Annotated in this window: 8 protein-coding genes, 1 rRNA gene and 1 other RNA gene; 1 reads left to right on the forward strand and 9 read right to left on the reverse strand. The window is 30.0% G+C overall.

Going from position 1 to position 7,778, the window contains the following annotated elements; translation table 11 throughout:
• The 9 genes from HMPREF0629_RS00005 to HMPREF0629_RS00040 form a co-directional block, all read right to left on the reverse strand.
• Window positions 1-141: ribosomal RNA gene (locus HMPREF0629_RS00005) — 16S ribosomal RNA — on the reverse strand; the annotation flags it as partial.
• Between the two features lie 212 nt (window positions 142-353).
• Window positions 354-890 carry a response regulator transcription factor gene (locus tag HMPREF0629_RS00010; RefSeq protein WP_009221321.1) on the reverse strand — a complete coding sequence of 179 codons (537 nt, stop codon included), beginning with the start codon at window positions 888-890 and terminating at the stop codon, window positions 354-356.
• Window positions 887-1,900, reverse strand: a complete 1,014-nt coding sequence (locus HMPREF0629_RS00015) for a LacI family DNA-binding transcriptional regulator (protein ID WP_009221322.1) — start codon at window positions 1,898-1,900, stop codon at window positions 887-889. Before HMPREF0629_RS00015 ends, HMPREF0629_RS00010 begins: the two co-directional genes overlap by 4 nt.
• 14 nt (window positions 1,901-1,914) lie before the next feature.
• Complete coding sequence (locus HMPREF0629_RS00020) at window positions 1,915-2,808, reverse strand: diacylglycerol kinase family protein (protein WP_039856317.1); 894 nt, start codon at window positions 2,806-2,808, stop codon at window positions 1,915-1,917.
• A gap of 107 nt (window positions 2,809-2,915) precedes the next feature.
• Entirely contained in the window at window positions 2,916-3,410 is a 495-nt protein-coding gene (locus tag HMPREF0629_RS00025; protein WP_009221324.1) for a hypothetical protein, read from the reverse strand.
• A gap of 15 nt (window positions 3,411-3,425) precedes the next feature.
• Window positions 3,426-3,908 carry a YtxH domain-containing protein gene (locus HMPREF0629_RS00030; protein ID WP_009221325.1) on the reverse strand — a complete coding sequence of 161 codons (483 nt, stop codon included), beginning with the start codon at window positions 3,906-3,908 and terminating at the stop codon, window positions 3,426-3,428.
• A 264-nt stretch (window positions 3,909-4,172) separates the two neighbouring features.
• Window positions 4,173-4,353, reverse strand: a non-coding RNA gene (gene ssrS / locus HMPREF0629_RS07720) — 6S RNA.
• A 49-nt stretch (window positions 4,354-4,402) separates the two neighbouring features.
• Complete coding sequence (locus tag HMPREF0629_RS00035; protein ID WP_050747977.1) at window positions 4,403-5,938, reverse strand: tyrosine-protein phosphatase; 1,536 nt, start codon at window positions 5,936-5,938, stop codon at window positions 4,403-4,405.
• 50 nt (window positions 5,939-5,988) lie between these two features.
• Window positions 5,989-6,867 (reverse strand): RluA family pseudouridine synthase, encoded by an 879-nt coding sequence (locus HMPREF0629_RS00040; protein WP_039856318.1) that lies wholly within the window; start codon window positions 6,865-6,867, stop codon window positions 5,989-5,991.
• Window positions 6,868-6,936: 69 nt separating this feature from the next.
• On the opposite strand from HMPREF0629_RS00040, the gene HMPREF0629_RS00045 reads away from it, so the two are divergent.
• Window positions 6,937-7,740: an NAD(+)/NADH kinase gene (locus HMPREF0629_RS00045; protein WP_036730071.1), complete on the forward strand. Its 804-nt coding sequence runs from the start codon at window positions 6,937-6,939 to the stop codon at window positions 7,738-7,740.
• The last annotated feature ends 38 nt before the right edge of the window (window positions 7,741-7,778 follow it).

The raw sequence follows: 7,778 nt of genomic DNA on the forward strand, positions 1-7,778 counted from the left end.
ACTCACGTGTTACTCACCCGTCCGCCGCTAATCCAAGGTTTCTTTGTCCCGAAGAACTCCAAATCCTTTTCATCGCTCGACTTGCATGTGTTAGGCGCGCCGCCAGCGTTCGTCCTGAGCCAGGATCAAACTCTCAATTGAAATTTGTATCCTTAGCTTTCAGTTTCTTTCACTGACTTTTTCCGCTAAGCTTTTTGCTTTGCTTGTGTTTCTTTCTCTTACACTATTTAATTATCAAGGTTTGCCACTCTTAAAGTAGCTTTAATATTATATAACGCCTTTTGTTCTTTTGTCAAGAACTTTTTTCAGGCTTTTTGTCAACTTACTTCGTCGACTTCATTAGTTTATCATTTCTATTTTTCTATGTCAATACAAATTTTACATTTTTTAATTAATTCTGTTCTGTTATTTATTTCTAATTTTTTGTATAATTCAGTGATGTTATTTTTTATCGTTTTTTCACTTAAATACATACTCTTAGCAATTTGCTTGTTTGTATGTCCGCTTAAAATTTCTCTTATTATTTCCCTATCTCTAATTGTCAAATTGGCATACTGTTTTTCAAAATTTTTAAGCTGTTCACTTAACTTTTCGATCTCATATTGTACATAAGTGTTACCTTTTAAAATTTCTTCAACTGATTTTTGCAATTCTTTCACAGATACATTTTTAAGCAATTTATTTTCACTTTTAGAGTATGCAGCAATATTTTTATTTTCAAATATTGTTATAGTTTTTTCTCTTTTAATTTCCTCATCACTTATTATCACACTGCTTTTATCAGTGTTTTCTTTAGAGTTGTAATATTTTATGTTATATTTTTCTTCTAATGCTCTTTCTATTCCAATTCTAAATATTTCTTCTTTTATACTGAGATATATCGTTATCATTTTTTTAAACTTTTAACGCTATCTCTTTTTAGAATTTGCACCGGAAGTGATATTCTTTCTTCATCTATCACTTCTTTATTCTCTATTCTCTTTAAAATTCTTCTTATTGCTACTGCCCCTATATCATAATATGATATTTTTGCAGTAGTAAGACGAGGTCTGTATATATCCATTAAATCTGTTCCTCCGAATCCGGTTACGGAAACATCTTGCGGTACTTTTAATCCCTTATCTACTAAATGATTTATTATGTGTATTGCAATTTCATCTTGTGAACAAAATAATGCAGTTATTCCCGAATTTATAGTTTCATCTATTTTTTCAAAAATTTCTTCAATGTCATTTTCTTTTATTCCCATTGTATAAACGATATTATCCTGCAACTTTTCTTCTTTCATTGCTTTTTTATATCCATTTAGTTTATATTTTTCTTCTGTTCTGTCTATATCTTTTTGTATCACTACTGCAGCTATATTTTCATGCCCTTGTTCAATTAAATATTTTGTCATATCATAGCTTGCTTTTTCATAGTCTATCCTAACAGTAAGATTTTCTTCTATATCATAAAATCTGTTTATATTTATATATGGTATTCTTGACTCCTCAAGTTTATACATAAGTTTTTGATTTAGTACTGCAGATATTAATATTATTCCCTCAACCTGCTTTTGCGCAAAAAGTTTTGCAAATTTAAGTTCTATCTCAGGGTCTCCATAAGAACTTGATAATAAAATATCATAATTATACATTCTTCCTACTTCTTCAACGCCTCTTAGAACCTTACTTGCATATGCACTTCCTATATCATCTACTATTACTCCTATTATATTAGATTTTTTTGTAACTAAGCTTCTTGCAACTTCATTTGGTCTATAATCTAATACTTCTATTGCATGAAGAACTCTTCTTTTTGCTTCCGGACTGACTGGTTTAGAATCATTTATTACTCTTGATACAGTTGAGATAGATACATCTGCCATTTTGGCCACATCTTTAATAGTTGATGCCATTTTTATCACTCCTTCTAATTTACAACCAGATTTAATGCTTTTTCCAATACTCTAAATGTCATCGGTAATTTGCCCGCTTTTTCTCCGTCTACATCTATTACAATTTTTTCTTTTGTACTTATCTTTATTTCCTTAGTTTTCAAATACTCGACTTTTTCATGACTAACATGAGAACCGCTTAATATTGATGTTAAAAGAGTCGGCAAATCAGTAATATTTATTGCTTTTATTATCAAAACATCCAAGTATCCGTCATATACTTCAGCATCCGGAGCCAAATTTTTAAATCCTCCTATATGTCCGGAGTTTGCTATTATGAACATAAGTGTTTCTTCTTCTCGTTTGTATTCTTGGCTTTCAAATTTAATTTTTTTAAATTCTATATCATTTATTATTCCAATTTTTGATACTTCTTTAATTCCCTCTAAATAATATGCCATTCTTCCAAGTATAGTTTTTTTATCTTCTGACACCTGATATGCTATATCTGTTAAAAATCCTCCTGCTGCTACATTTACAAACACTCTGTCTCCAGCCATTCCAAGATCTACCGGCATAACTTTTCCAATTTTTATCATATTATAAAAATCTTTAATATTTGATGGTATATTCAAAACTGTAGCAAAATCATTTACAGTTCCGCACTGTAGTACTGCAAGCGGAGTTTTTCTATTTGCAAAATACATTCCATTTACAACTTCATTTAAAGTTCCATCTCCGCCTACGGAAATTATTAAGTCTTCACCCTCATCCTCACTGGCAAAGCGCAAGGCATCTCCTCTTTTTGTTGTAAATCTCAAGTCTATCTTATATCCGTCTTTGCTTATTAAACCTATAAGAACACTTAATTTTGCAATAGATTGTTCTCTCCCCGACTTCGGATTTACTATAATTTTTATTTTTTCCATGTCTTCCTCCGTAGATATATTATACAAGATTACAATCTTAAAATATAGTAAAATTAAAGTAAAAATAAGGCGAAATCCCGTATTTTTTTACAGAATTCCGCCTTATTTTACTTGCTTAGAAAAACTTCTTTTAATGACTCTACTATTTCTTTTAAAATATAGAAATAGTCTATCACATTATTGGCATTAACAGAAATTGTCTTTGCAGTGTCCGAAATTGTATCAGAAACATTCGATACTGTGTTTGTAAGCTTAAGCGCAGTAGTATCTACGCTCCTTGAAATATCACTAACTGTATTTGTTATGCTTCCAACCGAAGATATTAATTTTTCAATCTCAGGCTTTGCAGAAACCATAATTTCAGATGTTTCCGAACTGATAGTCCCTAAATTATTTGTGATTTCAACCGCATTATCAGTTAATGCAGGAACTTTTTTTATAGTGTCATCTATTATATTTTGATTTTCCTCAATAGTTTCATTTACCCTTTTTAAAATCTCAAGTAGGTTTTTAAGTACAAGAGCAAGGTATATGAGAACTCCTGTCCCCGCTAAATATAGGATGATCTTCAGCAAATCATGAAGAGTAATTGTAGCTTGCATTAATTTCCTCCTAAATTAGTCTTCTTTAGATTCATCTGAAGTTTCTTCAATTTTTTCTTTGACATCTTCTACAGATTTATCTATTGTTTCTTTAGTTTCTTTTATTTCTTCTTTTATATCTGACGCATTTTCACGAACAACTTCTCCGATTGCTTTAGCTTTTGCCTTGGCAACCTCAATACTTCCCTCAAGGTCTACTTTTACATCCGCTGCCTTTTCTTTTAAATCGGCATAAGTTTTTTTCACTTGTTCGCTTGCTTGATACGCTTTAAACTGAATACTTTCTGAAGCATCTTTAGTTGCACTTATAGCACTTTCAGCAACATCTTGAGCCTTATTCTTAATATCTTCTCTTGTTTCTTTTCCTGATTTAGGAGCAAATAAAATTCCCATAAATGCTCCAAGTGATGCTCCGGCAACAATCTTTCCCGCATCTTCTACTTTTCTTTTTCTTGCAGCTTCTCTTTTTCTTTTTTCTAAATAATCAAATAATCCCATAATATCTCTCCTTAATCAATTATCGTTATATTTTTAATACCCTATATTAAGCTTTTCAATCAATATTGAAAATATAACGATGTTTTTCTAATTTTTTATAGTTCTTATAGTTGTATAATACTATAAGCTAAGTAAAATTAAAAGGTATTATTTAATAATATATTTTAGAATTGGTTGAAAAATTACAAATTATACTAAACTAAAAAAGGCCGGTTCTATTACTCCGGTCTTTTTAATTCCTACTGTCTTTTAATTTTAGTTACAAAAAACTCCACAATGCCGTTGTTCCATTAATTCAGACCCGCCCCCATAAGTAGGTGGGTAACCTCATCCCATTTTCTAACTTCCACACCAAGATGGCTTGTTATATTCTGTAATAGAAAGTTTCCCGGATCTTTTTTGTCGGTTGAATTAAATGAAAATCTGTCGTACATCGTAGAGTATATTAAAATTATAACTTAATCTATGAATTTTTTCAAGATTCAGGCAAAGTTTTATGCCGCCTTTTTAACTTCTTTACCAGTTGTTAAAATACCTTCTATTGCCTTTATCGTCACATCTTCAAGCTTTATTTTTTCTCTTAAATAATTTTCTGCGCAAGATTTTAAGTCAGCCTTGTTAAGCTCTTCCATATTTGTCGTTTTTGTTATTGTCATAAGTGTTTTTAAAACATTTGACTCGGCAATTTTCTTATATTGGTCAGAACCTTTTTCTACATGGAAGAAATTCATATATGATATCATATAATCTTCTTTTATTTCTTCTACTGTTGCTCCGCCTAACATTTCAAGCAATATTGAAACAAAACCTGCTCTGTCTTTTCCCTCTGTACAATGAATTGCATAAGGAGCTTCTCCCTTGGCAAAAAATTCTAAACCGTCTTTTAATTTAGTACCGAATTCATCTGCCATAAAATCAACTCCCATATTAAGTGCTATTACTTTTCCACTTTCAAATAACCCTTTGTAATATGGTGAGTTAAATTCTTTATCCGCAATATACTTTTTAATCTCATCTTCTGAGTCCGCAAAATTTAAAACTGTTTTTACATTTACTTTTTTTATTAATGTATCTGCAAATGATGCTCTCTTTAATCCCGGATTAATAGGTGATGATGTTCTGTATAAAACTCCTGGTGCTATTAATCCTGTTTTAACTTCTCTAAAATTTGCAAAAACTTCATCTGATGCATAATCATCTCTATTATTTGTCCTATTTTTATCTATACTTCTGATTTTATATTCTTCTAAATATAATTTTTTACCTTGTAACATGAGTTTTACTGTATCATCAAGCTTGATTCCATAAGTTTTGGCAAAATTACCCATATTAATTGCAACAATTATATTTCCGTTCTTTTCAGGTATTACTATTTCTTTTTTATTATCCACGTTTGAATAAGTATCTCCAAAAGGAGCCGTAATCTGTTTATCTCCCGCAACAATCGTTAAAATATCTCCTGCCTCAATTTTAGCATTTTTAACATCATCTTGTTTAACCGAAATTGTCAAATTTCCATATTTTGCAATTTCAGTAACCTTGCCCTCCAAATATTTCAATTCACTAATATTCTTTAATACTTGTGCAAATTGATTTTTAGTTAAATTTTCTTTAGGTGCTAACTTAACACCATCTCCAACTAAAATATTTAAATTATATAATTTTGCAAAATCTTTTTTGTAAGAATCGGCAACAGTACTATAATCAGATATATTTTTTATAATTTCATCATCATCATTCAATATAATATTTTTTTCTACAAGAGCCTTTACTATATATCCTGCAAGTTCTTCCCTTGATATAGCATCATTTGCTTTATCCTTAAGTTCGTCTTTTACATCTAAGTTCAACACTTTATAAAGCTTTTCTACAGCTTCTGCTTTTGTAATTTCATCACTAAGTTCAATTTTTTCCCCCTTGATGAAATTAATTGCATCATCATACCATACCGCATATGCAGGCTTTACAATTGAAAGCATCATAACTCCCGATAATGCTGCTAATCCTAATTTTCTCTTAAAATTTTTCATAAAAATACCTCCTGTATGCAGTATAGCATAAAAAGTATTATTTTTGTATACTATCTTACTATATTTTCCATATCCTTAGGAACAGGTGCGATAAATTTTAAAAGCTTTTTAGTTCTCGGGTGTATTATTTCCATCTCATAACAATGCAAAGCCTGTCTTAGTATTAAATTAGATGTACTTCCATAGAGTGCATCTCCTAAAATCGGAGTTCCCATATGACTCATATGAACTCTTATTTGATGAGTTCTCCCTGTATATAACCTAAGTTTTACAAGTGTAAAAAAATCATTTCTCTTTATTACCTCATAGGATGTCTTACTATATTTCCCATCCGGACTTACAATTCGTCTTATTCCATCCTTTGCAATATCTATCGGTTTCTCTATAATTCCACTGTCATTTTTTATAATACCGTTTACTATTGCAACATATTCCTTTTTAACACTGTCTCCAAATTGTTCTTGAATACTGCTGTGAGAAAAAGAATTTTTTGCAACAATTACTATTCCCGATGTATCTCTGTCAAGTCTATTTACAATTCTAACTTTCCTTCTGATTTTATTATCTTCAAAATATCCCGCAACAAAATTTAAAAGTGTATTTTCAACATCATCCTTTGCAGTGTGAGTTACCATATAGGGCGGTTTATTTACGACAACAATGTCATCATCTTCATAAATTATATCCAACTTTCCATGCTGTACTTTTGCATTTAATGATTCATCTGAAAATTTTACAAACAACTCATCATTTTCTCTGAGCAATTCATTTCTATATATTTTCTCTCCATTAAGATATATATTCTCTTCTTCAATAGACCCTCTTATAAATCTTGAAGATAACCCATTTTGTACTAAAAAATCTCTTATTTTTATATTACCGTCTAAAATTTTAAAACTTAAACCTTCATAAGAATTAAAGTAATTCATCATATCCTCTTTTCTTATTTTTAAATTTATTATATTATATACTTAGTAAAGTGACAATTGGAGGATAAAGTGAAAGAAAAAATAATTAATATAATTTCAAATTCAAATTTTGAATCGAGAAAAACATCATCTATATTAACAGATATATTAAAAGAACGAGGATTTTTCCCAACTACATTCTTTAATGAAAATGCAGAACTTACAATTTGTGTAGGCGGTGACGGAGCTTTTTTGAAAGCTGCTCATAAAAATAATTTTTCTCAAATCCCATTTGTCGGAATAAATACAGGTCATTTAGGATTTTATCAAGAAGTCAGTCCCGAAAATATAAATGAATTTGTAGACTCTTATATAAATAAAAATTACTCAATAGAAGAACTTAAACTGATAGGTGCAGAGGTATTTACAAAAAATAAAAATTATATATTGACCGCTTTAAATGAAATAGTTCTAAAAGCTCAACATTCTAAAATGATTCACATAAATGTATTCATAAACAGAAATCATGTAGAAAAATTTTCCGGAGACGGAATGCTTGTAGCGTCTCCATACGGCTCAACTGCTTACAATTACTCATGTAAGGGCTCAATAATACACCCAAGTCTTGATATACTTCAAGTAACTCCTATTGCTCCTGCAAACAGCAATGCATACAGAGCATTATCAAGCTCAATTATAGTTCCCGGTTCATTTGTAGTTTCTCTGGTTCCCGAAAAAAGATATATGAACTCAAACCTTATATTAATTGACGGGAACGAATATTTTTTCTCAAATTTAAAGAAAATAAATTTAAGACTGTCAAATAAAAGCATAAAAAGACTTGTATTTTCAGAAGACACTTATTGGGATAATTTAAAGACTAAATTCTTATAAATTAGTATAATAAAAAAGAGAATCCTTAAAGGATTCTC

Origin of the sequence: Peptoniphilus sp. oral taxon 386 str. F0131, from assembly GCF_000090945.1 — a bacterium.
Classification (GTDB): Bacteria; Bacillota; Clostridia; order Tissierellales; family Peptoniphilaceae; genus Anaerosphaera; species Anaerosphaera mikwangii.